Genomic DNA, 26,624 nt, shown 5'->3' with positions numbered 1-26,624 from the left:
TTACACCTTGTTGACGTTTTGTCCGGTCAGCACCTTGCGGATGGAGGCGTCCATCCGGCGGGCTGCAAATTCACCACTGACAGCGTCCGCCGCCTCGATGGCATCTTTGATTTGATTGGTTGTCCCTGCGGCGCGCACGGACAGCAGATGGGTGATCGCACTGTCGATGGCAGCACGCTCGGCGGTGCTCAGCAGCGCATCGCCATCGGCGGCCAGGGCAGCATTGAGACTTTCGACCACACGGTCGGCCTCCACCTGCTGCTCTGCCAGCATGCGGGCATCCATGTCTTGCTGGGCATTGGCGATGGAGGCACTCAGCATGGTGAGTATGTCCTCCTCCCCCAGCCCGTAGGAAGGTTTGACCTGGATCTCGGCCTGCACGCCGGAGGATTTCTCCATGGCACTGACCGACAGCAGACCATCCGCATCCACCTGGAAGGTGACGCGAATGTGGGCGGCACCCGCAGCCATCGGTGGAATGCCGGTCAGGGTGAAACGGGCCAGGGAACGGCAATCGGCCACCAGTTCACGCTCCCCTTGCACCACGTGGATTGCCATCGCGGTCTGGCCATCCTTGAAAGTGGTGAACTCCTGGGCACGGGCCACCGGAATCGTGGTATTGCGCGGGATCACCTTCTCGGCGAGGCCACCCATGGTCTCAAGACCAAGGGAGAGCGGGATCACGTCCAGCAGCAGCATCTCGGCATCAGGCTTGTTGCCCACCAGGATATCGGCCTGGATGGCGGCGCCAATGGCGACTACCTTGTCCGGGTCGATACTGGTCAGCGGCGTACGCTGGAAGAATTCCCCCACTCGCTCGCGTACCAGCGGCACCCGGGTAGAGCCACCGACCATCACCACCTCCAGCACTTCTACCTGCTCCAGCCCCGCATCACGCAAGGCTCGGCGACAGGCCAGCAAGGTACGCTTGACCAGCGGTGTGATGAGTTCCTCAAACAAGTGACGGCTCACCTCCCTCTGCCAACCGGCAAAGGCACAGGGCACCAGATCGGCATCGGTCAGGCCGTGTTTGACGGTGGCGGCCACATCTAGCAATTCGCGCTGGGTGCTGGCATCCAGCTGACCTTCAAGACCGGCCTGCGCCTTGATCCAGTCCGCCAGCAGGTGATCGAAATCATCGCCCCCCAGCGCCGAGTCACCGCCAGTGGCCATCACCTCGAACACGCCGCGATGCAGCCGCAGGATGGAGATGTCGAAGGTACCGCCACCGAGATCGTAGACCGCTATCACCCCTTCCTGGCCGGAGTCGAGGCCGTAGGCAATCGCAGCCGCAGTGGGTTCGTTGAGCAGGCGCAGCACGTGCAGACCGGCCAGACGGGCCGCGTCCTTGGTGCCCTGACGCTGGGCGTCATCGAAATAGGCGGGCACTGTAATGACAACGCCATCCAGCTCGCCGCCCAGTGCCGCGGCGCCACGCTCAGCCAATTTCTTCAAGATTTCGGCTGAGACCTGCACCGGGTTGACCAGCCCCTGACGGGTCTGCAACTGGGGCATGCCGTTGTCAGCGGCCACGAACTCATAAGGCTGCTGGCGGGTATCGATATCGGCCAGCGCCTTGCCCATCATCCGCTTGGCGGAGACGATGGTGTTGTGCGGATCAAGTGAGGCTTCACGCTTGGCGTCAAAGCCGACACGGATAGCATCAACCTGATAGTGCACCACGGAGGGCAGCAGATCCCGACCCTGCTCGTCGCAGAGGGTATCGGCGTGGCCGCTGCGCACTGCCGCGACCAGAGAATTGGTGGTGCCAAGATCGATGCCAACGGCACGTTTATGCTGATGAGGTGCGGCGCTCTGGCCGGGCTCGGCGATTTGCAGTAATGCCATGGGTAATCAAAATTCCAGCGTTAAAGGATCAAGACTCGAACAGCGAGTCTTCGAATCGTTCCAGCTCTTCGAGGAGCTTGTCGACAAACTTGAGTTTGCGAACGCAATCAGCCGCGCTCACATCATTGCCAGCGGCGAGATCCTGAGTCAGGCGTTGCATCAACAACTGGTGATCATGCCTGATTTCGTGGCGAAAATCCTTGATGGCGCGCTCAGGCTCGGGCTCCCCTTTCAGGTCGGCCAGCCGCTCACGCCACTCCAGTTGCTGCATCAGGAAGGGAGTGTCTTGCAGGGTTTGCTGCTCGCCACGAAGTTCGGTTCCGCGCAGGGAGAGCAGATACTCGGCTCGGCGCAGGGGCGCCTTGAGGGTGGTGAATGCATCGTTGATCTGGGCGGCACGTTGCACCGCAACCAGTTGCTCCCGCTCGGGAGCCGTGGCAAAACGATCAGGGTGGAACTGGGTTTGCAACTGACGGTAAGTATCCGCCAGCTGACGGGTATCGAGCTCGAAGCCTTCAACCAGCCCAAACAGCTCGAAATGATTCATGCAAGCCTCTTAGACACGTTCGCCACCACCACACTCGCCCTTGGCGCTGGCGATGTTGAACTGGCCGTTTCCGGCCAGTTCAAGCGGCAAGCCATGCCGTACGTCAAATCGGTTAGACACTGAAACTTTCGCCACAACCACACTCGCCCTTGGCGTTGGGGTTGTTGAACTGGAAGCCCTCGTTGAGCCCCTCCTTGACGAAGTCCAGCTCGGTGCCATCCAGATGGATCAAGCTCTTGGCATCGACGATGACTTTGACACCGTTTTGCTCAAACACCTGATCTTCATCCGCCAGCTCATCGACAAACTCGAGCACATAGGCAAGACCCGAACAGCCGGTGGTCTTGACGCCGAGGCGCAGGCCAATGCCCTTGCCCCGGTTGGTCAGAAAAGAGGAAACCCGTGCCGCTGCGGCATCTGTCATGGTAATGGCCATACTGCGCTCCTGACCTTAGAGACCTTTCTTCTGCTTGTAATCGGCGATGGCGGCCTTGATGGCGTCCTCAGCCAGAATGGAGCAGTGGATCTTCACCGGTGGCAGGGCCAGCTCTTCGGCGATGTCGGTGTTCTTGATACCGGCGGCTTCGTCCAGGGTCTTGCCCTTGACCCACTCGGTCACCAGAGAGCTGGAGGCAATGGCGGAACCACAGCCATAGGTCTTGAACTTGGCATCTTCGATGATGCCGTCGTCGCTGATCTTCAACTGCAGCTTCATCACGTCGCCACAAGCCGGGGCGCCAACCATGCCGGTCGCAATGTTGGGATCGTTCTTGTCGAAGCCACCTACGTTGCGGGGATTCTCGTAGTGGTCGATTACTTTTTCACTGTAAGCCATATCTAACTCCTGCTAATTCCGTTGATCACTGATCCTGTGGATCAGTGATGAGCCCATTCGACCGTGTTCAGATCGACGCCGTCTTTGTACATCTCCCACAGGGGAGACATCTCGCGCAGACGACCGATGGAGTCACGGATAAGCTTGATTGCGTAATCAATCTCTTCTTCTGTGGTGAAGCGACCCAGACTGAAACGGATGGAGCTGTGCGCCAGCTCGTCGTTCAGACCCAGTGCACGCAGCACATAGGAGGGCTCCAGGCTGGCCGAGGTGCAGGCAGAGCCGGAAGAGACCGCCAGATCCTTCAGCGCCATGATCAGGGATTCCCCTTCCACATAGGCGAAGCTGACGTTCAGGTTGCCCGGCACACGCTGTTCCAGGTCACCGTTGATGTAAACAGCTTCGATGTCCTTGATGCCATCCCACAGACGCTGACGCAGGGCCATGATGCGTTGACCTTCACTCACCATCTCTTCCCTGGCGATGCGGAAGGCTTCGCCCATGCCGACGATCTGGTGGGTCGGCAGGGTGCCGGAACGCATGCCACGCTCATGACCACCGCCGTGCATCTGGGCTTCCAGACGAACGCGGGGCTTACGGCGCACAAACAGGGCACCGATCCCTTTCGGGCCGTATACCTTGTGCGCAGAAACAGAGAGCAAGTCAACTTTCAGCGCTTCCACATCCACCGGGATCTTGCCCACGCTCTGGACTGCGTCCACGTGCAGCAGGATCTTGCGGGAGCGGCACAGATCGCCGATGGCGGCAATGTTCTGCACCACGCCGATCTCGTTGTTCACATGCATGATGCTGACCAGAATGGTGTCATCGCGCAGGGCACCTTCAATCTGCTCCAGAGTGAACAAGCCGTTCGGCATCGGCTCGAGGTAGGTCACCTCATAGCCTTCACGCTCCAGCTGGCGGCAAGTATCGAGTACCGCCTTGTGCTCTGTCTTGGAGGTGATGATGTGTTTGCCCTTGCCAGCATAGAAATGGGCAACGCCCTTGATGGCCAGGTTGTTGGATTCGGTCGCGCCGGAGGTGAAGACGATCTCGCGCGGGTCGGCACCGATCAGCTCTGCCACTTGATTACGGGCCAGGTCGACCGCCTCTTCGGCTTGCCAGCCAAAGCGGTGGGAACGGGATGCTGGATTGCCGAACAGGCCATCCATGGTGAGACACTGCATCATTTTTTCTGCGACACGCGGGTCCACCGGACAGGTTGCCGAATAATCAAGGTAAATAGGCAGTTTCATGTTTTTCTCCGTTACAGCCAGGGTCACACATCGACCGACTGTGGAAAGCACGTTTGTTTATAGTTGGACTTTCAAGCTCACATCGCCGCGTTCTGCCCGATCAACCAGGGACAACACGGTTTTCATTTGTTCGTCTTGCTTGCCGGCGATCCGGCGCACATCCGCCTGACCCACCAGCTCCGCCAAGGTGATATCACCCAGGAAACTGGAAATGCGCTCGCTGAGATCACGCCACAGGGAGTGAGTGAGGCACTGAGTGCCGCCGTGGCAGCCGCCTTTGCCGAGGCACTTGGTGGCATCCACCGACTCGTCGACCGCGGTGATCACCTGACCGACCGAGATGGCGTCAGGGGCCAGACCGAGGCGATAGCCGCCACCCGGGCCACGTACGCTGCTCACCAGACCATGCTTGCGCAGGCGGGCAAACAGTTGTTCCAGATAGGACAAGGAGATGCCCTGGCGTTCTGAAATATCAGCCAGAGGCACGGGCCCCTGCTCTGCATGCAACGCCACGTCGAGCATGGCAGTCACAGCGTAACGTCCTTTTGAGGTCAGTCTCATATGCCTTACCGTCTTGCGAACCAATCAATATGGGCATATGGTCACATACCCGACTAAAACAGTCAAGTATATGGTTGAGTAATACAGTCAGGTTTAATCCTGCGGTTTCGGCTTCTGTACCGAGGTCAAAATGCCGCGCAGAATGTTGAGTTCCACCGTTTCCGGACGGGCTCGATTGAACAGGCGACGCAGCTTGCTCATCACCTGCCCCGGATGGTCATCGGCGATGAAACCCGTTTTGAGCAGGGTCTGCTCCAGGTGCTGATAGAAGCCTTCCAGCTGCTCGGCACTGGGATAATCCGCCTCGCTCTCCACCTCGGGAGCCTGACCCTGCAACCAGTGCATCCGCACTTCGTAACAGATGGTCTGCACCGCCATGGCCAGATTGAGGGAGCTGTATTCGGGGTTGGCCGCAATGGCAACGTGGTAGTGGCACTTCTGCAGCTCGTCGTTGGTGAGGCCAGTGCGTTCACGGCCAAACACCAGGGCAACCGGATGCTTCACACCCTCCACCACCGCCTTCTCCCCCGCTTCGCGAGGATCCAGCATGGGCCAGCTTAAGGTCCGGGAACGGGCGCTGGTGCCTATGACCAGACCACAATCGGCAATGGCTTCATCCAGCGTCGACACTATGCGGGCATTGGCCAGGACATCGCTGGCCCCTGCCGCCAGGGCCATGGCGTTGTCATCTGGCAGGGCCTGTGGATCAACCAACACCAGTTGAGTCAGTCCCATAGTCTTCATGGCGCGCGCCGCAGAGCCCATGTTGCCGGTGTGAGAAGTGTTTACCAACACGATACGAATCTGATCCAACATGCCCAGTCAATCTTCAGTCAAAAATGGCGCGCAATTGTAACATAGCCAATCGCTATTTTGGCACCGTAAAAGGCGCGCCATTTCACAACAAAACCATCATTGTGTAGAACAAAGCATCATGAGCAGAGGCTGACCGCAGGCTAAACTTGGAGGATGAGTGGATCTATGAACGGAGGCAACATGTGCCCGCGCTGGCTTTATGAGAGGTTACCAGTCTGCTATCTGCTGACCGCGGTCGGCACGCTCACGCTTACCCAGACCCCCTTGCTCTGGCTGGCAGGCAGCCTGTTGTTTGTCGCAGGCGCCGTCATCTGGATGATGCGCTCCAGCTATCGGCGCACCGATCTGGTCATCTTTCCGACCAAACGCTGGTTCCAGCCGGAGTGGCTGTACGAGGCGCAGCCCTTCGTCTGGCTGGCGCTGGGTCTGTTGCTTTCCCGACTCCCCAACGCTACTGCCCTGCTGGCCTTGATCCCTTGTGTCTGGGCCTGTCGCTGCCTGTGGGCGCGCAGTCACTACCGCCACCATGCCGGTGGCCTGACATCACACCTGAGACGGGACACCGCTCGTCGGCGCAGAGTGCGGCTCCTGCGCTGACGCGGTGCGCGCCCGTTCGATGAAGGTGGCAAGATCCATCAGCGGGTAGCGCATCAGGCTCGGCAAACCATCCAGATCCAGGCTGTCCATCAGGTTCTTCACCTCCAGTCCCAGCTCGGTATCCCCTTCAATCTTCAGCTTGCGCTGAAAGAAGAGGGAATCGGGATCTTCCTTGCGACCGGCGATCAGTATGAGGTCGTTGGTGGTGCCGCTGAAGCAGACATCCGCCCGCTCACAATGGCAGGCCACCACCAGTTTTCCAGCCTGTTCGCTGATGAACCAGCACAGCTCGAGATCCAATACCTCGACCTTGAGCCATTTGCCGGCCAGAAACTCGAAGTCACCATCCTGGATGGCTTCCTTGAACACTCGCGCCAGCAGGCGCTCCATCAAGTTCTGCTGCAGCGCAAACGGCACCAGCTTGAGGGGGTGGCGCAGAAAGCGGGGAGCCTGTTCGACCAGGCGACATTGCAGTTGTTGAAACACGATAAACTCCCAGTTTTTTGCGCATTCAAACACAGGGCCAGACTCCGGATCCTGTTGGAAATCAAACTTGTGCCGACTTACCTCAAGAAGGGTAAAGCCACACAAAGCTGCCTCAGGTCAAAAAGTAGGAAGGCATCGATGAATACAATCGGGCCACTTTTGCATTTTTGCCCTCTCGGAGCGTACCCGATGGAATTACTCTGTCCAGCAGGCAGTTTGCCGGCACTGAAAACAGCCGTGGATAATGGGGCCGATGCGGTTTACATCGGTTTCAAGGATGACACCAATGCCCGCCACTTTGCCGGTCTCAACTTCACCGACAGCAAGCTGGAAAAGGCAGTGGACTACGTGCACCAGCATGGCCGCAAGCTGCATATCGCCATCAATACCTTCGCCCACCCGGGCTCGGATACCAGATGGAAGCAGGCGGTGGACCGGGGTGTGGCGCTCGGTGCCGACGCCCTTATCATCGCCGATCTCGCCGTGCTCGATTACGCCAGCCGCCACCATCCGGACATGGAACTGCATGTCTCGGTGCAGGCCAGCGCCACCAATGCCGCCGCCATCCGCTTCTATCAGCAGCATTTCAAAGTCGGCCGTGTGGTGCTGCCACGGGTGCTCTCCATGCATCAGGTCAGACAGCTAGCCCGCGAGACCGACGTCGGTCTCGAGGTGTTCGCCTTCGGCAGCCTCTGCATCATGGCGGAGGGGCGTTGCTACTTATCCTCCTACATGACCGGCGAGAGTCCCAATACCGTGGGTGCCTGCTCACCGGCCAAGTTTGTGCGCTGGGAGGAGACGCCGGCGGGCCTCGAGTCCCGCCTCAACGAGGTGCTGATCGACCGTTACGGACCGGGTGAAAATGCCGGCTACCCGACCCTGTGCAAGGGCCGCTTCGAGGTGGATGGCCAGACCTACCATGCCCTGGAGGAGCCGACCAGCCTCAACACCCTAGGGCTCTTGCCAGAACTGTTCCAGACCGGGATCCAGTCGGTCAAGATCGAGGGGCGCCAGCGCAGCCCCGCCTACGTGGAGCAGGTCACCCGGGTCTGGCGCGCCGCCATCGACGCCTACCAAGCCAATCCCGAGGGCTATAGCGTCAAAGCCGAGTGGGATGCCCAGCTCGCCCGCGTCTCCGAGGGGAGTCAGACTACCCTGGGTGCCTATCATCGTCAGTGGCAATAAAGGAGCTCAACCACATGCAATTCTCTCTCGGGCCTCTGCTCTTCTACTGGCCCAAGGCCGACACCCAGGCCTTTTACGACACCGCAGCACAGAGCCAGGCGGACATCATCTATCTGGGGGAAACCGTCTGCAGCAAGCGCCGCGAACTGAAAGTAGATGACTGGATCTCCCTCGCCCGCCAGGTGGCGACCTCGGGCAAGCAGGTTGTGCTCTCCACCCTGGCGCTGATCTCGGCCCCCTCCGAGCTCAAGGAGGTGAAACGGCTGGTCGACAATGGCGATCTCATGGTCGAGGCCAACGATCTCGGCACAGTGCAACTTGCCTGGGAAGCGAGGATCCCGTTTGTCTGCGGCCCGGCCATCAATGCCTACAACGCCGACGTGCTGCGCATGCTGCTCAAACAGGGGATGACACGCTGGGTGATGCCGGTGGAGCTGTCGCGCGACTGGTTGGTGCAGCTCAATCAGGATCTGGGCAGCGCTCGCCAGCAGTTCGAAGTGGAGGTGTTCGCCTACGGCCACCTGCCGCTTGCCTACTCGGCGCGCTGCTTCACCGCCCGCTCCCTCGACAAGCCCAAGGACAACTGCGAACTCGCCTGCATCCACTACCCCACAGGCCGGCTGGCCAGCAGCCGCGAGGGGCAGAAGGTGTTCAATCTCAACGGTATCCAGACCCAGTCGGGTTATTGTTACAACCTGGGCAACGAGATCAGCGGCATGGACGGTCTGGTGGACGTAGTGCGCCTCTCCCCCGAGGGACTGGGCACCCTTGAGATGCTGGATCGCTTCAAGGCCAACCAGCAAGGTCAGGCCCCCCTGTCCCTGCAACGGGAGCGGGACTGCAACGGTTACTGGCGCCAGATCCCCGGTATGAGTCTGGTGGAATAACGCCACACCCATGCCAGAGTGCAGACAGCAAAAAGGCCTCACAATGAGGCCTTTTTTACATCGCGAGAACCAGCATTCAGGAGGCCTGCTTGCTGCTCTTGCCCTGTGCGCTCTGGGCACCCGGCGGCAAGGGTTTGCGCGCCATCAGCTCCAGCTCGAGCAAGGCATATCTGTGCTCGATGAAGTCATACACGTTGTTGGCGAGTGCCAACTTGAAGTAGCTGATGGCTTCCTTGCGGTTGCCCTTGGCCAGTTCAAACTTGCCGAGGTAGAAGTAGGTTTCACACAGGCGCTCGGCAAGCTCCCGATTGTCCTTCACCCCTTTCACCACGTTGCCCATCAACTGGGTCGCATTGAGCTCGCCTGTGTAGAGGCGAACCAGATCCCAGTTCCAAGCGTCGTCGTCATACTTGTTTAGACGCTCGCGCATCCGGCTCATAGCGGCCGGTGCATTGAGCTTCTGCTCGGCCAGATAGAGCCAGATCACCCGATAGGGATCTTCCGGCTGCGCTTCATAGAAGCGTTTCATATCGGCTGCGGCCAGCTCGGGACGATTGCCGTAATAGAGCGCTATGCCACGGTTGAGATAGGCATAGTCATAATCGGGAGCCAGCTCGAGGGCGGAATCAAATGCCTCGTAGGCTTCGTCATAATTCTGCTGCTGCACCAGATAAACGCCGATGAAATTGTAGGCTTCGGCAAAATCCGGTTTCTCCCGCAAGGCCCGGTTGAAATCCAGCCTCGCCAAGGAGCGCAAGCCGACCCGGTCAAACACCACTGCACGCTCATAAAACAGTTCAGCCCGTTGCTCGGTGGTCAATTCCATCTCACCGAGCATCTGCCCGAGTCGCGCCAACGCCAACTCGCTCTGGTAAGAGACCTGCAGGGGGGTCGCCAATACCAGTGAAGCGGGTTGCGGCTTGGGAACTTGAGGCGCTTCAACCTGACTGCTACTGCTGCAACCCCACATGGGGAGCAGCAACAGGATACCAAGGAGGTATCCAATCCCTTTCCTGACGTTCAATGAACACTCCGACGCTTACGCTTGACCCCGCATATGGTAAAGGTCAACCGACACTTTGTCATGTGGCTGATCCTCTCTCCCTCAAATAAATCAGGATTCGACAGGGTATCCGGCATCACACCAGCCCCGAAAGCCACCATCTACGCTGACAACCCGGCTATAACCCATCTTCTGCAGGTTATCCGCCACCAGGATGGAGCGAAATCCCCCACCACAATAGAGGTAGAGCTCGGTGGCTGGATCCGGATAGCGAGTCTCGATGTCGCGCTCGATCACGCCACGGCCGAGATAACTCGCCCCCGGCAGATGACCCCTTGCCCACTCGCTCTCTTCGCGCACGTCGATCAGATAAAAGGCGCGCCCCTCATCCTGCCAGCGTTTGATCTGATGCACGTCTGTCTCTTGCACCTGAGTGCGAACGGCCTCTACCAGCGCCAGAAAACGGGGATTGTGTTGCATGGCTTGCTCCTTGCCTTGGATGATAGGAGATGGGTAACGGGGAGCATAATGACTCACCCGGGCCATAAGAGAAAGGGCGCCTCGCGGCGCCCTTGTCGTTTACGGCAGGATCTCTTGCTGATCCGCGCCCTCTTTTTCCACCTGGGTCGGCAGCATGTGCTCCCGCTTGACCCCGAAGAACATGGCAGAGGCACTCGCCACATAGATGGAGGAGTAGGTGCCGAAGGCCACCCCGATCACCATGGCGATGGCAAAACCGTGGATCAACGGACCGCCCTTGAGCAGCAGCGCCACCACCACCACGAAGGTCAACCCCGAAGTAATGATGGTACGGCTCAGGGTCTCGGTCATGGAGAGATCCATGATTTCGCTGGTATTTCCCTTGCGCACCTTGCGGAAGTTCTCCCGCAAACGGTCGAACACCACTATGGTGTCGTTCAAGGAGTAACCCACCAACGTCATCAAGGCCGCCAGCACGGTCAAGTCAAACTCGTACTGGAAGTAGGCGAAGATACCAAGGGTGATGATGACATCGTGCGCCAGGGAGAGTATGCCCCCCATGGCCAGACGCCACTCGAAGCGCACCGCCACGTAGGCCAGGATACAGAGGATGGAGGCCAGCATGGCCAGGGCACCGTCTGTCGCCAGCTCGTCACCCACGGAGGGGCCGACGAATTCGACGCGCTTGAGCACGGCGCCCTGATCGATCAGCTTGGCCGCTGCCAGCACTTCGTTACCCTGTTGCTCCACCTTGACCCCCTCTTTCGGGGTCATGCGCACCAGCACGTCGCGGCTGGAGCCGAAGAATTGCAGGGTCGCCCCTTCAATCTTCTGCTCATCCAGCGCCTCATGCATCCTGTCCAGGCTCACCGACTGCTGGAACCCCACCTCTATGGTGGTACCACCGGTGAAGTCCAGACCCCAGTTCAGACCCCGATCGAACAGGCAGAACAGGGCAAGCATCGTCAGCAGGGCAGAGAACACCATTCCCGACTTGGCGAAGCGCATGAAGGGGATCGGCTTTTCAAAATGTAGAATCTGAAACATGTCTCTTCCTTAGATCGGCAGCTTGTCGATGCGCCGTCCACCCCAGGCCAGGTTGATAATGGCGCGGGATACCGTGATGGCCGTAAACATGGAGGCACTCAGACCAATGCCCAGCGTCAGGGCGAAGCCCTTGATGGCGCCGGTACCGATACCGAACAGGATCACACAGGTGATGAGCGAGGTCACGTTGGAGTCGGCTATGGTCGAGAAGGCGCGGTCGAAGCCCAGATGGATGGCTTGCTGCACTCCGCGGCCGTTGCGGATCTCTTCACGAATACGCTCGTAGATCAGCACGTTGGCATCCACCGCCATGCCCAGCGTCAGGACGATACCGGCAATGCCCGGCAGTGTCATGGTGGCCCCGGGGATCATCGACATGATGCCGACAATCAGCACCAGGTTCATGGTGAGGGCAAGGTTGGCCACCCAACCGAATGCACGGTAGTAGATCCCCATGAACAGCACGATCACCAGCATGGCCCAGCCGATGGCTTCCATACCGCTGTCGATGTTCTGCTGACCCAGGCTCGGGCCTATGGTGCGCTCTTCGACGATCTGGATCGGGGCTATCAGGGCACCGGCACGCAACAGCAGCGCCAGGTTATGGGCTTCGTTGGCGTTGTCGATACCTGTGATGCGGAACTGGCTGCCAAGGCGCGACTGGATGGTGGCGACGTTGATCACCTCCTCCTGCTTGCGGAACTTGCGCTTGCCGTCCGGACCCGGCTGACCGACCGGCTTGTACTCGATGAACACGGTGGCCATGCCTTTACCGACGTTGTCCTTGGTAAAGTTGGCCATCTTGTTGCCACCCTGGCCATCAAGCTTGATGTTGACCTGGGGACGGCTGTATTCATCGAAACCGGACTGGGCACCCACTATGTGGTCGCCGGTCAGTATGATGCGCTTTTGCAGCACCACGGGACGGCCGTTGCGATCGTTGTAAACCTTGGAGCTCGGCGGCACGCGGCCATCGGCAGCGGCCTGGATGTCGGCAGTCTCATCGACCATGTGGAATTCCAGGGTCGCGGTCGCGCCCAGGATCTCCTTGGCTCGGGCCGTGTCCTGAATACCGGGCAGCTCCACCACGATGCGCTCGGCACCCTGCTGTTGTACCAGCGGCTCGGCCACTCCCAGCTCGTTCACCCGGTTACGGATGATGGTGATGTTCTGCTCGAGGGCGTACTTCTTCACTTCCTTGATCTTGGCTTCACTCAGGCTCGCCAGCAGGATGAACTCATCCCCCTTCTGCTCTGTGGTGAAGGTCAGATCAGGGTTCTGACGACGCAGGTGAGACACCGCCTTGGCCTGATCCGCTTCATCGCGGAACAGCACCTGTACCTGATCACCGGCCCGACGCACGCCGGAATAACGGATCTTCTGGGTACGCAGCTCGGCGCGGAAATCCTGCACCATCTGCTCTTGCTGCTTGGTCAGCGCCTCGGCCATGTCCACTTCCATCAGGAAGTGCACACCGCCGCGCAGGTCAAGACCCAGCTTGAGCGGGTTGGCACCAATGGCTTCGAGCCAGGCAGGTGTGGAGGGCGCCAGGTTGAGGGCGGTAATAAAGTTGTCGCCCAGCTTGTTGGCGACGACATCGCGCGCCTTGAGCTGTTCTTCGGTGTTCTTGAAACGGATCAGAATGAAACCGTGCTCGAACGCAGCATGCTTGACCGGGATCTGAGCCGCTTCGAGCGTCTCTTTCACCAGATCAAGCGTCTCTAGCTTGACTTCGGCACCCCGGCTGGCAGAGATCTGCAAGGCCGGGTCTTCGCCGTAAAGATTGGGGGCTGCATATAGAAAACCGATGGCGATCACGAAGACCACCATCAGGTATTTCCACAGCGGATAGCGATTTAACACGCTGTGCTCCTCGGGAGATTAAAGGGACTGAATAGAACCCTTGGGCAGAACGGCAGAGACGAAATCACGTTTGATGGTGACTTGAGTCTGATCATTCAGGGCCAGCACTATGTATTCGCTATCGGCGGACACCTTGGCGATCTTGCCAACCAGGCCACCGGAAGTGAGCACTTCATCACCCTTGGCCAGGGAGCTCATCAGGTCACGATGAGTCTTGGCGCGCTTGGCCTGGGGACGATAGATCATGAAGTAGAAGATAAGGCCGAACACGGCCAGCATGATGATCATTTCCATACCACCACCCTGTGCACCCGGAACTGCGCCTTCTGCATACGCCTTGGAGATAATGCTCATTTAACAACCTCTTATTGATGTAGATTTGATAACTAGCTTATATATCGTTGTTATTTCACGTCATTTTCAGCTAACGGAGGCACAGGCTTCCCTTGCCGACGGTAAAACTCAGCTACAAAGTCGTCTAATTTACCCTGCTCGATCGCGTCCCGCAAACCCTGCATCACACGCTGGTAATAACGCAGGTTGTGAATGGTGTTCAGACGGGCACCGAGGATCTCGTTGCACTTGTCCAGATGGTACAAATAGCTGCGGGTGTAGTTCTTGCAGGTGTAGCAATCGCAATCGGCATCCAGAGTGCTGGTGTCGCTGCGATACTTGGCGTTGCGGATCTTGACCACCCCGTCCGTGGTGAACAGATGGCCGTTGCGGGCATTGCGGGTCGGCATCACGCAGTCGAACATGTCGACCCCGCGGCGCACCCCTTCCACCAGATCTTCCGGTTTGCCCACGCCCATCAGGTAGCGCGGCTTGTCAGCCGGAATTTTCGGGCAGACATGCTCGAGGATCCTGTGCATGTCTTCCTTGGGCTCACCCACCGCCAGACCGCCAACCGCATAACCGTCGAAGCCGATCTCCAGCAGGCCGTTGAGGGACACATCCCGCAACTCTTCATACACGGAACCCTGAATGATACCGAACAGGGCGTTCTTGTTGCCCAAGGCATCAAACTTGTCGCGCGAGCGCTTGCCCCAGCGCAGGGACATCTCCATGGACTTGCGCGCTTCTTCGTAAGTGGCCGGGTACGGGGTGCACTCGTCAAAGATCATCACGATGTCGGAGCCCAGATCGTACTGGATCTCCATGGATTTCTCGGGGTCGAGGAAGATTTTCTCGCCATTGATGGGGTGACGGAAGTGCACGCCCGCCTCGGTGATCTTGCGAATGTGTCCCAGGCTGAACACCTGGAAACCACCCGAGTCGGTCAGGATCGGGCCCTGCCAGTTCATGAAGTCATGCAGATCGCCGTGAGCGCGCATCACTTCCTGCCCCGGCCGCAGCCAGAGGTGGAAGGTGTTGCCAAGCAGGATCTGGGCACCGGTCTCGCGCACTTCTTCCGGCGTCATCCCCTTGACGGTGCCATAGGTACCGACCGGCATAAAGGCTGGGGTCTGCACTGTGCCGCGCTCAAATACCAGTTGACCGCGACGGGCACGGCCGTCGGTGGTTTTCAGTTCAAATTTCATTGCTACCTCGTTGCGTCAGATAAACAGTCTGACAATAGAGAGCCCAAAGGCCCGGTATAAAGGGCGAGGCTTATGCCACTGCCCGGCGACGGGTGACGAACATGGCGTCCCCGTAGCTGAAGAAACGGTAATTCTCGGTCACAGCCGCCTGATAAGCCGCCATCACCTGATCGTACCCGGCGAAGGCGCTGACCAGCATGATCAGGGTGGATTCGGGCAGGTGGAAGTTGGTGACCATGGCATCGACAATCTGGAACTCGTAGCCTGGGAAGATGAAGATGTCGGTGTCGCTGAAAAACGGCGCCAACGGCTTGCCCTGGGCCAGGGTCACCTTGGCGGCGCTCTCCAGGGAGCGTACCGAGGTGGTCCCCACCGCAATCACCCGGCCACCCCGGGCGCGAGTTGCAGCTATGGCATCCACCACCTCCTGAGGCACTTCGGCATACTCGGAGTGCATGTGGTGATCTTCAATCTTGTCCACCCGCACCGGCTGGAAGGTCCCCGCCCCTACATGCAGGGTGACGAAGGCCGTTTCAACCCCCTTGGCGCGGATCTTTGCCAGCAGCGGCTCATCGAAGTGCAGGCCGGCGGTCGGCGCCGCCACGGCACCCGGCTTCTGATTGTAAACGGTCTGGTAGCGCTCCTTGTCGGCGTCCTCATCGGGACGGTCGATATAAGGCGGCAGCGGCATGTGGCCTATGGCTTCCAGAATCTCCAGCACCGGGCGCGGGTCGAGAAAATGGATCTCGAACAGGGCATCGTGGCGGGCCCGCATCTCGGCTTCCACCCCACCATCCATGATCATCCGGGTGCCCGGCTTGGGCGCCTTGGAGGCCCGCACGTGAGCCAGCACGCTGTGCTCGTCCAGGATGCGCTCCACCAGTACCTCCAGCTTGCCGCCGCTGGCCTTCTGGCCAAACATGCGCGCCGGAATGACACGGGTGTTGTTGAATACCAGCAGATCGCCGGGGTTGAGCTGGTCCAGCACGTCCACAAATTGACCATGGCGCAGGGCGCCGCTTTGACCATCGAGCTGCAACAGGCGGCTGGCGGTACGCTCTGCCATCGGATAGCGGGCAATCAGCTCGTCTGGCAGATCAAAATGAAAATCGGATACTTGCATCTTTCACCTCGGGGGAATCGGCGGCTAGTCTAGTTATCCCCCTCTTCCAAGGCAACCCAAAAGACCAAAAACCCAAGAGAGACAAGGGATAGCGCTCGTTTTTGTGAACGCTTGCGCGTTAATGATTCTTTAATGGTCTGTATTGACCCTGATCATGTTTTGCCTGCGGGGGCTGGGCTAGGGTGAAAGCAGATACACAAGGAGGCCCACCATGATGACCTTATCCGATATCATGACAGAACATCCCTTCACCCTGGGTCCGGAAAACAGCGTCAAGCAGGCGATGGATCTGATGCAGCAGGAGCGGATCCGCCATATTCCCATCGTCGACGAACACCATCATCTGCTGGGTCTGGTCACCCTCACCGACATCCTGGCCACCCGCGAGTCCAAACTGCTGCTCATCAACCCGGAGCGGGAAGCGGAATTCACCGACAGCGTCCAGCTCGACGAGATCATGACCCGCCAGGTGGCGAGCGTGGATCCCCACGCGGGTATCAAGGAGGCGGCCCTCTACCTGCAGCGGCACAAATATGGCTGTCTGCCGGTGCTCAAGGGGCGCAAGCTGATAGGCATAGTCACGGAGTCGGATTTCATTGCGGTTGCCATCAACCTGCTCGAACTGATGGAAGAACAGGAGCCGCCCAGCGATTTCTGATCTTGAAATCATGTAATAAAATTACAATAAAAGCGTTTTCAGCACATGAAATCGGCAATAAAGCTGAAATACTTTCATTTTGATTGAAAATTTACATCACAACCTTGCTTTGTGATCTGCATCACACTATTATCTCCCCATGCAATAGTTGCCGAGGGGGAGACGAGGGATTGTGCACCCAGCCTCTTCCTCTCATATGTCTGCAAGTTTGCACACCCCGTAGTTAGTCTTTGCTGTAAAGCTTTTGTTTATATAGCCATTCCTTGTTTGATGACCCGGCCTTGTCCTCACGACAGCGCCGGGATTTTTTTATCTGCACTATCCTGCCCTGTCCCAGGGCCCCCTCTTTTTACGTGTTCCACGCAGCACGCCACCGCCACGCCCAATCCCCCCTGAGAAAGATGCCCATTCGACCCTTGAAAAACCAGGGAGCCGCACAGATGTTGAATCTCGACAAGGGGTTACCTCTGCACGTCAGAAATATTCATGTTAGGTACAGCAGCGGCAGGCTATCTAATAGATAGATTGAAGTGATTCAAAATTGCGGCTTTAACCGATTAGGAGAAGCCCCTATGATGAATCCATTGAACGTTAAACGCCTGGTCCGGACAGACTCTTCAATACCAGACAGGCATATGTACATCACCAAGGAGCTAATACATGTCTACCTACATCAACACTGAAATCAAGCCGTTCAATGCTACCGCCTACCACAATGGCAAATTCGTTCAGGTGTCTGACGCTGACCTGAAAGGCAAGTGGTCCGTGGTGTTCTTCTACCCGGCTGACTTCACCTTCGTTTGCCCGACCGAGCTGGGTGACCTGGCTGACAACTACGCCGAATTCAAGAAACTGGGCGTCGAGATCTACTCTGTCTCTACCGACACCCACTTCACCCACAAGGCATGGCACGACACCTCCGACACCATCCAGAAGATCCAGTATCCGATGATTGGTGACCCGACTGGCGCCATCACCCGCAACTTCGGCGTCATGATCGAAGAAGCCGGTCTGGCTGACCGCGGTACCTTCGTCATCGACCCGCAGGGCATCATCCAGATCGTTGAGATCAACGCTGGCGGTATCGGCCGTGACGCGCTGGAACTGCTGCGCAAAGTCAAAGCGGCCCAGTACGTTGCTTCCCACCCGGGTGAAGTGTGCCCGGCCAAGTGGAAAGAAGGCGATGCCACCCTGGCCCCGTCCCTGGATCTGGTAGGCAAAATCTAAGCCTCCCGCTTCCAAGACCGGCCCATTCAAGGGCCGGTCTGCTTTCTGGCCTGACAAAACGCCGACCCGCAATCATTAAGAAGGAATTCGAAGATGTTGGATACCAACCTCAAACAACAGCTGAACACCTATCTGCAGTACATCGTCAATCCCATCGAGATCAGCGTGTCCGGCAACGACAGTGACAAATCCGCAGAGCTGCTGGCATTGGCCACCGAGATCAGCGAGATGTCCCCCAAAATTGCCATGACTGATGGCAGCAATGCCCGCAAGCCTTCCATGAGCGTTGCACCACAGGGCCAAGCCCCGCGCGTTCATTTTGCCGGCATCCCCATGGGTCATGAATTTACCTCTCTGGTGCTCGCCTTGCTGCAAAGCGGCGGCCACCCTTCCAAGACAGATCCGGCCGTGCTGGAGCAGATCAAGCAGCTGAAGGGCGAATTTCACTTCGAGACCTATATCTCCCTCTCCTGCCACAACTGCCCGGACGTGGTACAGGCGCTGAACCTGATGGCGACCCTGAATCCCGGTATCACCCACACCATGATCGACGGTGCCCTGTTCCAGGACGAAGTGAACGAGCGCCAGATCATGGCGGTGCCGAACGTCTACATGAACGGTCAGCCGTTCAGCCAGGGCCGTATCTCGCTGGAAGAGATCATTGCCAAGCTCGACACCGGCGCCGCAGAACGCAAGGCTGAAGAGCTCAATGAAAAAGCGCCTTACGATGTGCTGGTAGTGGGTGGTGGCCCGGCTGGTGCCGCAGCAGCCATCTATGCCGCCCGTAAAGGCATTCGTACCGCCATCGTCGCAGAGCGTTTTGGTGGTCAGGTGATGGACACGGTCGGCATCGAGAACTTCATCTCCGTGCCCTACACCGAAGGTCCCAAGCTGGCTGCAAGCCTGGAGCAGCACGTCAAGCAGTACGGTGTGGAAGTGATCACCGAGCAGCGTGCCGCAGCCATCAGCAAGGACGGCTATGTGAATGTGGCGCTGGCCTCTGGTGCCACGCTGAAGAGCCGCGCCGTGATCCTGGCGACCGGTGCCCGCTGGCGTGACCTGAACGTGCCTGGCGAACTCGAATACCGCACCAAGGGCGTAGCCTACTGCCCCCACTGCGACGGTCCCTTCTTCAAGGGCAAGCGGGTGGCAGTGATCGGTGGCGGTAACTCCGGTATCGAAGCAGCCATCGATCTCGCCGGCATCGTCGAGCACGTCACAGTGGTGGAATTTGCCGATACCCTGCGCGCCGACGAGGTGCTGCAGAAGAAAGCCCGCTCCATGGGCAACATCGACATCATCATGAGCGCCCGCACCACGGAAGTGATCGGTGACGGCAGCAAGGTGGTGGGTATGGATTACGAGGACCGCACCACGGGTGAGATCAAGCACCTGGCGGTCGCCGGTATCTTCGTCCAGATCGGTCTGGTGCCGAACACCGAGTTCCTCAAGGGGAGCGAGGTGGCACTGACCCGCTTCGGCGAGATCGAGATCGACACCAAGGGCGCCACTTCCCTGCCCGGGGTCTATGCTGCCGGTGACGCCACTACGGTGCCGTTCAAGCAGATCATCATCTCCATGGGCGCAGGGGCGACCGCAGCGCTGGGGGCATTTGATTACCTCATCCGCAATGCGGCGCCGGACGCCACCGAGACATCCGCCAAGGCCGATGCCGTGACCGCCTGATAGTCCCGTTGCAAATAAAAAGCCGACTCCCTGGAGTCGGCTTTTTATCCACGTGATTCAGTGACCGCTAGCTGGCCTTCATATCCTGCGGCCCGGACGACTCAGGCGTGGCATAACTGGCAGGGACAGCCTCCCCCGCCAGATCCGTTCTCGGCTCCAGCTCCGCTGTCATGGGGGTATTGGGCGGTACCGGCATGAACACCTGATGCTCGGCCAGCGGAATGGGGGCCCGCTGCCGCTTGCGCCAGCCCAGATAAGCCGTCAGCAAGGCGCCGCACAGGGCAAAGTAGACAAACAGCCCCTGTGGCCCGAACTGCATCATGACAAAAGGCGCCAGCAATGGCCCTATCATGGCGCCCAAACTGTAGGCGAGCAGCAATCCCTGATTGGCCCCCAGCACCTGATCCGGGCGCAGCTCATCGCAGGCATGGCTCAGACTCAGGGGATAAATGGAGAACGCCATCCCCCCCAGCAAGAACACCAAGACGCCGGCGATCGGCTCGCGCCAATCCTCGGGCAACAACACCATCAGCAAAGCGAGCAGGGTCAGCACGGCACTGAGCAGCAGGATCACCAGCCGCCGGTCATAGCGATCAGAGACCCGGCCAATGGGATACTGCAGGCACATGCCCCCCAGGATCACCAGCGCCATCATGTCCGCCACCCGCGAAAGCGAAGCACCGCTATCGGTAAAATAAAGCGGCAACAGACCGTAGATGGCGCCGAGGATAAGACCGGAGGTGAAACTGCTGCCCATGCCCGCCGGGGTGAGCCGCACCAGCTCGATCACCCCGACAGGTTGGGGCGCCACCATGGCCGGTGTCGCCACCCGGGAGAGCGCAAGCGGCACCACCGACAGGGTGGCCGCCATGGCACACAGGGCAAACGGTGTCAGCACCATGGGATCCACCCACTTGAGCACCAATTGGCCCATGGCCAGTGATCCGTAGAGCAGGATCATGTAGAGCGACATCAGCCGCCCCCGATTGGCCGGGGAACTAGAGACCAGCATCCAGGACTCCAGCACCACGAACAGGCCGCCGGTGGCAAAGCCCCCCACCAGCCGCAGCGCCGCCCAGCTGACGGGTTCCACCACCATGCCGTGCAGCAGAAACAGAAAACAGAGCAGGGAGGCGTAGGCCGCATAAGCCCGGATATGGCCGACCCGTATGATGAGGCGCGCATTGACGAAAGCGCCCAGCACCAGACCGCCAAAATAGGCGGCCGACACCAGGCCTATGGCTTGCACCGACACCTGCTCGGCCGAGAGGCGCACCGTCAGCAGGGTATTGAACATGCCGTGGCCCAGGATAAAAATCACCAGACTGGCCAAGGGTGACAGCAACCTTGTGAGTGACATTGAGTCTCCCTGTGTGGCTCATTAATGAGCTAAACAGTTATGGTACCGCTTGCTTCCTGCCCACATCAACCCAACCGGCCCTGCAAGGGGCGCGCTATCCTTGATGAGCCCCCTCCTTGAGGTAACAAACATGAAAACCAAACTGCTGATGATCGGCCTGCTCTTTGCCGGCAACGCCCTCGCCTTTCACTGCCCTGCAGACATGAAGAGCATCGATGACGCCCTCGCCAAAGGCCCGGCCCTCAGTGCAGAGCAACTGGCCGAGGTGAAAAGGCTGCGCGCCGAAGGGGAAACCCTGCACAAGGCGGGCAAGCATCAGGAATCCGTCGATGCCCTGGCCAAAGCACTGGCCCTGCTTGCACCGGCCAAGTCCTGACGCAGCCCGAGGCTGCGAAGACTCCGGCGTGATGTCATGTCAGATATGCGCCACAAACAACAAGGCCACCCGCTGGGGTGGCCTTGGTTTTATCGGGTAGCTAACCCTCATTCACTCTGCACCGCGATTACTTGGCGTAATCCTCGGTCGGGATGCAGGCGCAGAACAGGTTGCGATCACCGTAGACGTCGTCGATGCGGTTGACTGAGGGCCACAACTTGGCGGCGCGCACGGCGTCGGACGGGAAGACCGCCTCGGCGCGGCTGTAGCCACGAGCCCACTCGCTGTCCATCACGTCATCCTGGGTATGGGGCGCGTTGACCAGCGGGTTGTCGGTGAGGCTCCAGTGACCGTCCTGCACCTTGGCAATCTCGGCACGGATGGCTGTCATTGCCTCGACGAAGCGATCCAGCTCGCGCTTGGATTCGGATTCCGTCGGCTCGACCATCAGGGTGCCCGCCACCGGGAAGCTCATGGTCGGTGCGTGGAAGCCGTAGTCCATCAGCCGCTTGGCCACGTCCATCTCGCTGATGCCGGACGCCTCTTTCAGCGGGCGTATATCCAGGATGCATTCGTGAGCCACCCGGCCGTTGCGACCCGAGTAGAGTACGGGGAAGGATTCACCCAGCTTCTTGGCCAGATAGTTGGCGTTGAGGATGGCCACCTGAGTGGATTTCTTCAGCCCTTCGTCGCCCAGCATGGCGATGTACATCCAGCTGATGGGCAATATGCTGGCCGAACCGAACGGTGCCGCCGACACGGCGCCGTTGTTGCGGCTCTCCTTGTCGGTCTTGACCACGGCATGACCGGCCACGAAGGGTGCCAGGTGTTTCTTCACGCCTATGGGGCCCATGCCCGGACCGCCACCGCCGTGAGGGATGGCGAAGGTCTTGTGCAGGTTGAGGTGGGAGACGTCCGCGCCGATAAAGCCCGGCGCAGTGAGGCCAACTTGCGCGTTCATGTTGGCGCCGTCCAGATAGACCTGACCACCGTGCTGGTGAACGATGTCGCACACCTCCTTGATGGTCTCCTCGTACACCCCGTGGGTGGAGGGATAAGTCACCATCAGACAGCTAAGCTTCTCCCCCGCCTCGGAGGCCTTAGCGCGCAGGTCGTCGAGATCCACGTTGCCGGACTTGTCACAGGCTGTGACTATGACCCGCAGACCCGCCATCTGGGCTGAGGCCGGGTTGGTACCGTGAGCAGAGGCCGGAATGAGGCAGATATCGCGATGACCGTCGCCACGGGACTCGTGGTACTTCTTGATGGCCAGGAGGCCCGCGTATTCACCCTGGGCGCCAGAGTTCGGCTGCATGCAGACCGCATCGTAACCTGTCACCTTCACCAGCCAGTCTTCGAGGTCTGCCAGCAGCAGCTGGTAGCCCTTGGCCTGGGCCAGCGGGGCGAAGGGGTGCAGCTTGCCGAACTCGGGCCAGGTCACCGGGATCATCTCGGCGGTGGCGTTGAGCTTCATGGTACAAGAACCCAGCGAAATCATGGCGTAGTTGAGCGCCAGATCTTTCGCTTCGAGACGGTGGATGTAGCGCAGCATCTCGGTTTCGGAGTGGTACTTGTTGAACACCTCGTGGGTCAGCACGGCGTCGGTGCGCAGCAGATCCTGCGGTATGCCGTGATGGGTCTGGGCCGCCTTGTCGAGCGCCTCCACATCCAGGCCGTGGCCCTTGCCGAGGAAGAGATCGAACAGTTCGGCCACATCGGCGCGGGTGGTGGTCTCGGAGAGCGACACACCCACGGCACCATCGAGATCGGCGCGCAGGTTGATGCCCAGCCCTTCTGCTTTGGCGATCAGTGCCGCCTTGTCGCCCGTCAGCACGGTAAGCGTATCGAACCAGCTGGCGTGTTTGAGGGCCACGCCCTTGGTTTTAAGCCCCAGCGCCAGGATGCTGGTGAGACGATGCACGCGAGAGGCGATGGTTTTCAGTCCTACCGGGCCGTGGTAGACGGCGTAGAAGCTCGCCATGTTGGCCAGCAGCACCTGAGCGGTACAGATGTTGGAGTTCGCTTTCTCGCGGCGGATATGTTGCTCGCGGGTCTGCATCGCCATGCGCAGGGCACTCTTGCCACGGGCGTCCTTGGAAACGCCTATGATGCGGCCCGGCATGGAACGCTTGTAGGCATCGCGAGTGGCGAAGAAGGCGGCGTGAGGGCCACCGTAACCCATGGGCACACCGAAGCGCTGGGCGGAGCCGAACACCACGTCGGCGCCCAGTTCACCCGGGGATTTGAGCAGCAACAGGGAGAGCAGGTCGGCGCTGACGCAGGCCAGCCCCTTCTGGGCTTGCACGGCGGCGACCAGCGCCCGTACATCCTTCACTTCCCCCGTGGTGGTGGGGTACTGGAACAGGGCACCGAACACCTCTTCGCTCACCGCCTCGCTGGCAGGGCCGACGGCCACGTCGAAGCCAAAGTGCACGGCGCGCTCCTTGACCACGTCGATCACTTGGGGATGCACGTCATCGGCCACGAAGAAGAGATGAGACTTGGACTTGGCCATGCGCTTGGCCAGCGCCATGGCTTCGGCAGCGGCGGTGGCTTCATCCAGCAGGGAGGCACTGGCCAGATCCATGCCGGTCAAGTCCAGCGTGAGCTGCTGGAAGTTGAGCAGGGCTTCGAGACGGCCCTGAGCCAGCTCGGGCTGATACGGGGTATAGGCGGTATACCAGCCAGGGTTCTCCAGCACGTTGCGCAGGATGACATGGGGCACATGGGTGTCGTGATAGCCCATGCCGATGTAGCTCTTGGCGATCTTGTTCTGGGCGGCGTAGCCCTTGAGCTTGGCCAGTGCCTCCACTTCGGTCATGGAGGCGCCGATACCGAGCGGGCCCGGCCGGCGAATGGCGGCGGGGACCGTCTGCTCAATCAGATCGTCCAGGCTCTCTGCGCCCACGACGGCCAGCAGAGCGCGCACTTCTTCCTCACCCGGGCCTATGTGGCGGCGGATGAAATCGGTTTTTTGCTCGAGTTCAAACAGTGACTGGGTCATTTCCCTATTCCTGGTATTAAGTCCTGATAACCAAGACCTGATGTTCCTGATAGCCGGCTGATACCGACTCCACTCATGTTCTGGGTCCCGCAGACAGGGTGCGGCACCGGATGCTGCGGCAGCATCGACAGGGGATCGCCTTGTTGCTTACCGGCCAGCTTGCCTCCTGGCAAGGCCAGGCTGACAAACGGCGGGCGCGGGCGACTTCACCCTTCCACCAGCCGGCGTGTGTCCGGCTTGCGGTCATACAAACGGGCCCTGCCGTGTTGGCAGGGCCCGGGGGCATTACTCTTCGTCCACCACGTTCTGGTAGCCTTCGGCATCCAGCAGGTTGGCGAGCTCGCCCGCGTCATCCAGCTTGATGCGGAACAGCCAGCCGGCGCCGTAGGGGTCTGAGTTGACCAGCTCCGGGCTGCCTTCCAGCTCTTCGTTGACGGCGATGATTTCGCCGCTCGCCGGACTGTAGATGTCGGAGGCGGCCTTGACCGACTCGGCCACGGCGCAGTCATCGCCGGCGCCAATTTGCTTGCCCACTTCCGGCAGGTCGATAAACACCATGTCTCCCAGCAGATCCTGGGCGTGCTCGGTGATACCGACCACGGCCTCGCCGTTGGCTTCAACACGGATCCACTCGTGGGAGGTGGCATATTTCAGTTCGCTCGGGATATGGCTCATTTGTGCTTCCTTCTTATTCACTTGGATCACTTGTACCTGGACCGCGTACAAGGGGTACTGGCGAAGGGCTGCCCCTTCGCCGCAATGGGGTTGTTACACCAGCTTCTGGCCGTTACGCACGAAAGCGGGCTTGGTGACTTTGACGGTGACCAGCTTCTTGCGGATCTCCACCTCGGCCTGCTCGCCGATGTCGCGAGGCACTCGCGCCAGGGCAATACTGTAGCCCAGGGTCGGCGAGAAAGAGCCGGAGGTGATCACACCTTCCCGTTTCTCGCCGCTGGCGGTGGTGAAGGTGACCGGCATGCCGGCACGCAGTACGCCCTTCTCTTCCATCACCAGACCGACCTGCTTGGGCTGGGTACCCGCCGCTTTTTGTGCCTCCAGCGCGGCGCGACCGATAAACTGGCGGGAGGCCGGCTCGAAGGCCAGGGTCCAGGCCATGTTGGCGGCGAGCGGGCTGATGCTCTCGTCCATATCCTGGCTGTAGAGGTTCATGCCGGCTTCGAGGCGCAGGGTATCCCGCGCGCCCAGTCCGCACGGCGCCACGCCGTTATCCAGCAGCGCCTGCCACAGGTCGCACGCCTTCTCTTGCGGCACCACGATTTCATAACCGTCTTCACCTGTGTAACCGGTAGTGGCGATAAAGAGATCCCCTGCCTGCACGCCGAAGAAGGGCTTCATCCCTTCCACTGTCGCGTTCTGCTCAGGGGTGAACACCTTGGCCGCCTTGGCCTTGGCGTTGGGGCCCTGTACCGCGATCATGGCGAGCTCGGGACGTTCGGTCACGCTCACGGCAAAATCGATGGCGTGGTGGCGGATCCAGGCCAGATCCTTCTCGCGGGTGGCGGAGTTCACCACCAGACGGTAGAAGGTATCGGTCAGATAATAGGTAATGAGGTCATCAATGACGCCACCATCGGGGTTGAGCATGCCGCTGTAGAGGGCCTTGCCCGGGACTGTGAGTTTGGCCACGTCGTTGGCCAGCAGGTGTTGCAGGAAGGCTTTGACCCGTTCGCCGGTCAAGTCGACTATGGTCATGTGGGAGACGTCGAACATGCCGGCATCGGTGCGCACCGCATGGTGCTCTTCCAGCTGGGAGCCGTAGTTGATGGGCATTTCCCAACCGTGGAAGTCCACCATTTTGGCGCCGGCTTCCAGGTGCTTGGGATGCAGTACTGTAGTCTGGATCATCGCTGTGTTTCCTTAAGCGTTCGCGACAACACTCGCAATCCGCCCTCCCCTGACAGCCAACAGGACATTCAATCGCCTGTGCAACAGAAAGAGAAGAGACAGTCGGAGTCTGTGCTCGTTCCAGCCCCGCGGGGCAAGAGTGATTCCTTGAACGCAGCGGATTATATGACAAGCGGGCGAGCCTGCCGCTCAAAAAAAACTAATCCACCGCCAGTAAACAGACCCCAGACACTAAGGTAAAAACAGTGATAAAAACAGTCGAACAGCGACTCACACGAGATTAAATTTTGATTTTTACCGTTTCGTCACAATTTGAAGAAAAACGTTTCGCCCACCACCCAGATTAAAGGCTGATGCCCAAAATGGGTCATC

At 59.5% G+C, this 26,624-nt stretch carries 26 protein-coding genes; 7 read left to right on the top strand and 19 right to left on the bottom strand.

Annotated features, from left to right (window positions below; all coding sequences use genetic code 11):
* The 7 genes from hscA to trmJ form a co-directional block, all read right to left on the bottom strand.
* Positions 1-1,848, bottom strand: a complete 1,848-nt coding sequence (gene hscA / locus BN1128_RS01765) for a Fe-S protein assembly chaperone HscA (protein ID WP_042865870.1) — start codon at positions 1,846-1,848, stop codon at positions 1-3.
* A gap of 28 nt (positions 1,849-1,876) precedes the next feature.
* Positions 1,877-2,395 (bottom strand): co-chaperone HscB, encoded by a 519-nt coding sequence (hscB, locus tag BN1128_RS01760; protein WP_042865869.1) that lies wholly within the window; start codon positions 2,393-2,395, stop codon positions 1,877-1,879.
* 112 nt (positions 2,396-2,507) lie between these two features.
* The gene (gene iscA, locus BN1128_RS01755; RefSeq protein ID WP_042865868.1) at positions 2,508-2,831 is read right to left on the bottom strand and encodes an iron-sulfur cluster assembly protein IscA; all 324 of its coding nucleotides are present in this window, start codon (positions 2,829-2,831) and stop codon (positions 2,508-2,510) included.
* 15 nt (positions 2,832-2,846) lie between these two features.
* Positions 2,847-3,230, bottom strand: coding sequence for a Fe-S cluster assembly scaffold IscU (gene iscU, locus BN1128_RS01750; protein ID WP_005310405.1), 384 nt, complete (start codon positions 3,228-3,230; stop codon positions 2,847-2,849).
* A gap of 41 nt (positions 3,231-3,271) precedes the next feature.
* Positions 3,272-4,486, bottom strand: a complete 1,215-nt coding sequence (locus BN1128_RS01745; protein WP_042865867.1) for an IscS subfamily cysteine desulfurase — start codon at positions 4,484-4,486, stop codon at positions 3,272-3,274.
* A 57-nt stretch (positions 4,487-4,543) separates the two neighbouring features.
* Complete coding sequence (gene iscR / locus BN1128_RS01740) at positions 4,544-5,047, bottom strand: Fe-S cluster assembly transcriptional regulator IscR (RefSeq protein ID WP_042865866.1); 504 nt, start codon at positions 5,045-5,047, stop codon at positions 4,544-4,546.
* 93 nt (positions 5,048-5,140) lie between these two features.
* Positions 5,141-5,863, bottom strand: coding sequence for a tRNA (cytosine(32)/uridine(32)-2'-O)-methyltransferase TrmJ (trmJ, locus tag BN1128_RS01735; RefSeq protein ID WP_042865865.1), 723 nt, complete (start codon positions 5,861-5,863; stop codon positions 5,141-5,143).
* 180 nt (positions 5,864-6,043) lie between these two features.
* Here trmJ and BN1128_RS01730 point away from each other — a divergent pair, with 180 nt between their 5' ends.
* Positions 6,044-6,460, top strand: coding sequence for a hypothetical protein (locus BN1128_RS01730; protein ID WP_042865908.1), 417 nt, complete (start codon positions 6,044-6,046; stop codon positions 6,458-6,460).
* Here BN1128_RS01730 and ubiT read toward each other — a convergent pair.
* Entirely contained in the window at positions 6,407-6,946 is a 540-nt protein-coding gene (gene ubiT, locus BN1128_RS01725) for a ubiquinone anaerobic biosynthesis accessory factor UbiT (protein WP_042865907.1), read from the bottom strand. The two genes, BN1128_RS01730 and ubiT, sit on opposite strands and share 54 nt — an antisense overlap.
* A 189-nt stretch (positions 6,947-7,135) precedes the next feature.
* Between ubiT and ubiU the strand changes: the two genes are divergently transcribed.
* Positions 7,136-8,131, top strand: coding sequence for a ubiquinone anaerobic biosynthesis protein UbiU (gene ubiU / locus BN1128_RS01720; RefSeq protein WP_042865864.1), 996 nt, complete (start codon positions 7,136-7,138; stop codon positions 8,129-8,131).
* A gap of 14 nt (positions 8,132-8,145) precedes the next feature.
* Entirely contained in the window at positions 8,146-9,018 is an 873-nt protein-coding gene (locus BN1128_RS01715) for a U32 family peptidase (protein ID WP_042865863.1), read from the top strand.
* A 76-nt stretch (positions 9,019-9,094) separates the two neighbouring features.
* Here the strand turns inward: BN1128_RS01715 and nlpI are convergent, their stop codons facing one another.
* From nlpI to queA, 7 genes are all read right to left on the bottom strand, one after another.
* A complete protein-coding gene (gene nlpI, locus BN1128_RS01710; protein WP_280136097.1) occupies positions 9,095-10,042 on the bottom strand; it encodes a lipoprotein NlpI in 948 nt (315 codons plus the stop codon).
* 90 nt (positions 10,043-10,132) lie between these two features.
* Positions 10,133-10,501, bottom strand: coding sequence for a rhodanese-like domain-containing protein (locus BN1128_RS01705; protein ID WP_042865862.1), 369 nt, complete (start codon positions 10,499-10,501; stop codon positions 10,133-10,135).
* 99 nt (positions 10,502-10,600) lie between these two features.
* Positions 10,601-11,548, bottom strand: a complete 948-nt coding sequence (gene secF, locus BN1128_RS01700) for a protein translocase subunit SecF (protein ID WP_042865861.1) — start codon at positions 11,546-11,548, stop codon at positions 10,601-10,603.
* A 9-nt stretch (positions 11,549-11,557) separates the two neighbouring features.
* Positions 11,558-13,411: a protein translocase subunit SecD gene (secD, locus tag BN1128_RS01695; RefSeq protein ID WP_042865860.1), complete on the bottom strand. Its 1,854-nt coding sequence runs from the start codon at positions 13,409-13,411 to the stop codon at positions 11,558-11,560.
* Positions 13,412-13,429: 18 nt separating this feature from the next.
* Positions 13,430-13,765 carry a preprotein translocase subunit YajC gene (gene yajC / locus BN1128_RS01690; RefSeq protein WP_042640690.1) on the bottom strand — a complete coding sequence of 112 codons (336 nt, stop codon included), beginning with the start codon at positions 13,763-13,765 and terminating at the stop codon, positions 13,430-13,432.
* Positions 13,766-13,815: 50 nt separating this feature from the next.
* Positions 13,816-14,952, bottom strand: a complete 1,137-nt coding sequence (gene tgt, locus BN1128_RS01685) for a tRNA guanosine(34) transglycosylase Tgt (RefSeq protein ID WP_042865859.1) — start codon at positions 14,950-14,952, stop codon at positions 13,816-13,818.
* A 70-nt stretch (positions 14,953-15,022) separates the two neighbouring features.
* Positions 15,023-16,075, bottom strand: coding sequence for a tRNA preQ1(34) S-adenosylmethionine ribosyltransferase-isomerase QueA (gene queA / locus BN1128_RS01680; protein ID WP_042865858.1), 1,053 nt, complete (start codon positions 16,073-16,075; stop codon positions 15,023-15,025).
* 211 nt (positions 16,076-16,286) lie between these two features.
* Here queA and BN1128_RS01675 point away from each other — a divergent pair, with 211 nt between their 5' ends.
* The 3 genes from BN1128_RS01675 to ahpF all read left to right on the top strand — a co-directional run bounded on the left by BN1128_RS01675 (position 16,287) and on the right by ahpF (position 19,646).
* Positions 16,287-16,733: a CBS domain-containing protein gene (locus tag BN1128_RS01675; protein WP_042865857.1), complete on the top strand. Its 447-nt coding sequence runs from the start codon at positions 16,287-16,289 to the stop codon at positions 16,731-16,733.
* 660 nt (positions 16,734-17,393) lie between these two features.
* On the top strand, positions 17,394-17,960 hold the full coding sequence (gene ahpC / locus BN1128_RS01670) for an alkyl hydroperoxide reductase subunit C (RefSeq protein ID WP_017411392.1): 567 nt from the start codon (positions 17,394-17,396) through the stop codon (positions 17,958-17,960).
* 93 nt (positions 17,961-18,053) lie between these two features.
* The gene (ahpF, locus tag BN1128_RS01665; RefSeq protein WP_042865856.1) at positions 18,054-19,646 is read left to right on the top strand and encodes an alkyl hydroperoxide reductase subunit F; all 1,593 of its coding nucleotides are present in this window, start codon (positions 18,054-18,056) and stop codon (positions 19,644-19,646) included.
* Between the two features lie 67 nt (positions 19,647-19,713).
* Here ahpF and BN1128_RS01660 read toward each other — a convergent pair whose 3' ends face one another.
* Entirely contained in the window at positions 19,714-21,006 is a 1,293-nt protein-coding gene (locus tag BN1128_RS01660) for an MFS transporter (RefSeq protein ID WP_042865855.1), read from the bottom strand.
* A 130-nt stretch (positions 21,007-21,136) separates the two neighbouring features.
* On the opposite strand from BN1128_RS01660, the gene BN1128_RS01655 reads away from it, so the two are divergent.
* A complete protein-coding gene (locus BN1128_RS01655; protein ID WP_042865854.1) occupies positions 21,137-21,382 on the top strand; it encodes a helix-turn-helix domain-containing protein in 246 nt (81 codons plus the stop codon).
* Positions 21,383-21,509: 127 nt separating this feature from the next.
* Here the strand turns inward: BN1128_RS01655 and gcvP are convergent, their stop codons facing one another.
* From gcvP to gcvT, 3 genes are all read right to left on the bottom strand, one after another.
* Positions 21,510-24,386, bottom strand: a complete 2,877-nt coding sequence (gcvP, locus tag BN1128_RS01650) for an aminomethyl-transferring glycine dehydrogenase (RefSeq protein WP_042865853.1) — start codon at positions 24,384-24,386, stop codon at positions 21,510-21,512.
* Positions 24,387-24,671: 285 nt separating this feature from the next.
* Positions 24,672-25,061: a glycine cleavage system protein GcvH gene (gene gcvH / locus BN1128_RS01645; RefSeq protein WP_042865852.1), complete on the bottom strand. Its 390-nt coding sequence runs from the start codon at positions 25,059-25,061 to the stop codon at positions 24,672-24,674.
* Positions 25,062-25,154: 93 nt separating this feature from the next.
* On the bottom strand, positions 25,155-26,252 hold the full coding sequence (gene gcvT / locus BN1128_RS01640) for a glycine cleavage system aminomethyltransferase GcvT (protein WP_042865851.1): 1,098 nt from the start codon (positions 26,250-26,252) through the stop codon (positions 25,155-25,157).
* Between the last annotated feature and the right edge of the window lie 372 nt (positions 26,253-26,624).

The sequence above is a fragment of the Aeromonas piscicola genome, from assembly GCF_000820005.1.
GTDB lineage: Bacteria > Pseudomonadota > Gammaproteobacteria > Enterobacterales > Aeromonadaceae > Aeromonas > Aeromonas piscicola.
This window is presented reverse-complemented; position numbering and strand designations above follow the sequence as displayed.

Coding starts and splice junctions, on each gene's coding strand:
- iscU (WP_005310405.1), bottom strand. CDS start 3,230: ATGGCTTACAGTGAAAAAGTAATCGACCACTACGAGAATCCCCGCAAC.
- BN1128_RS01675 (WP_042865857.1), top strand. CDS start 16,287: ATGATGACCTTATCCGATATCATGACAGAACATCCCTTCACCCTGGGT.
- BN1128_RS01705 (WP_042865862.1), bottom strand. CDS start 10,501: ATGCAACACAATCCCCGTTTTCTGGCGCTGGTAGAGGCCGTTCGCACT.
- trmJ (WP_042865865.1), bottom strand. CDS start 5,863: ATGTTGGATCAGATTCGTATCGTGTTGGTAAACACTTCTCACACCGGC.
- gcvT (WP_042865851.1), bottom strand. CDS start 26,252: ATGATCCAGACTACAGTACTGCATCCCAAGCACCTGGAAGCCGGCGCC.
- BN1128_RS01655 (WP_042865854.1), top strand. CDS start 21,137: ATGAAAACCAAACTGCTGATGATCGGCCTGCTCTTTGCCGGCAACGCC.
- BN1128_RS01715 (WP_042865863.1), top strand. CDS start 8,146: ATGCAATTCTCTCTCGGGCCTCTGCTCTTCTACTGGCCCAAGGCCGAC.
- BN1128_RS01660 (WP_042865855.1), bottom strand. CDS start 21,006: ATGTCACTCACAAGGTTGCTGTCACCCTTGGCCAGTCTGGTGATTTTT.
- secF (WP_042865861.1), bottom strand. CDS start 11,548: ATGTTTCAGATTCTACATTTTGAAAAGCCGATCCCCTTCATGCGCTTC.
- queA (WP_042865858.1), bottom strand. CDS start 16,075: ATGCAAGTATCCGATTTTCATTTTGATCTGCCAGACGAGCTGATTGCC.
- ahpF (WP_042865856.1), top strand. CDS start 18,054: ATGTTGGATACCAACCTCAAACAACAGCTGAACACCTATCTGCAGTAC.
- gcvH (WP_042865852.1), bottom strand. CDS start 25,061: ATGAGCCATATCCCGAGCGAACTGAAATATGCCACCTCCCACGAGTGG.
- iscR (WP_042865866.1), bottom strand. CDS start 5,047: ATGAGACTGACCTCAAAAGGACGTTACGCTGTGACTGCCATGCTCGAC.
- BN1128_RS01745 (WP_042865867.1), bottom strand. CDS start 4,486: ATGAAACTGCCTATTTACCTTGATTATTCGGCAACCTGTCCGGTGGAC.
- gcvP (WP_042865853.1), bottom strand. CDS start 24,386: ATGACCCAGTCACTGTTTGAACTCGAGCAAAAAACCGATTTCATCCGC.
- iscA (WP_042865868.1), bottom strand. CDS start 2,831: ATGGCCATTACCATGACAGATGCCGCAGCGGCACGGGTTTCCTCTTTT.
- BN1128_RS01730 (WP_042865908.1), top strand. CDS start 6,044: ATGTGCCCGCGCTGGCTTTATGAGAGGTTACCAGTCTGCTATCTGCTG.
- hscA (WP_042865870.1), bottom strand. CDS start 1,848: ATGGCATTACTGCAAATCGCCGAGCCCGGCCAGAGCGCCGCACCTCAT.
- tgt (WP_042865859.1), bottom strand. CDS start 14,952: ATGAAATTTGAACTGAAAACCACCGACGGCCGTGCCCGTCGCGGTCAA.
- hscB (WP_042865869.1), bottom strand. CDS start 2,395: ATGAATCATTTCGAGCTGTTTGGGCTGGTTGAAGGCTTCGAGCTCGAT.
- ahpC (WP_017411392.1), top strand. CDS start 17,394: ATGTCTACCTACATCAACACTGAAATCAAGCCGTTCAATGCTACCGCC.
- ubiU (WP_042865864.1), top strand. CDS start 7,136: ATGGAATTACTCTGTCCAGCAGGCAGTTTGCCGGCACTGAAAACAGCC.
- yajC (WP_042640690.1), bottom strand. CDS start 13,765: ATGAGCATTATCTCCAAGGCGTATGCAGAAGGCGCAGTTCCGGGTGCA.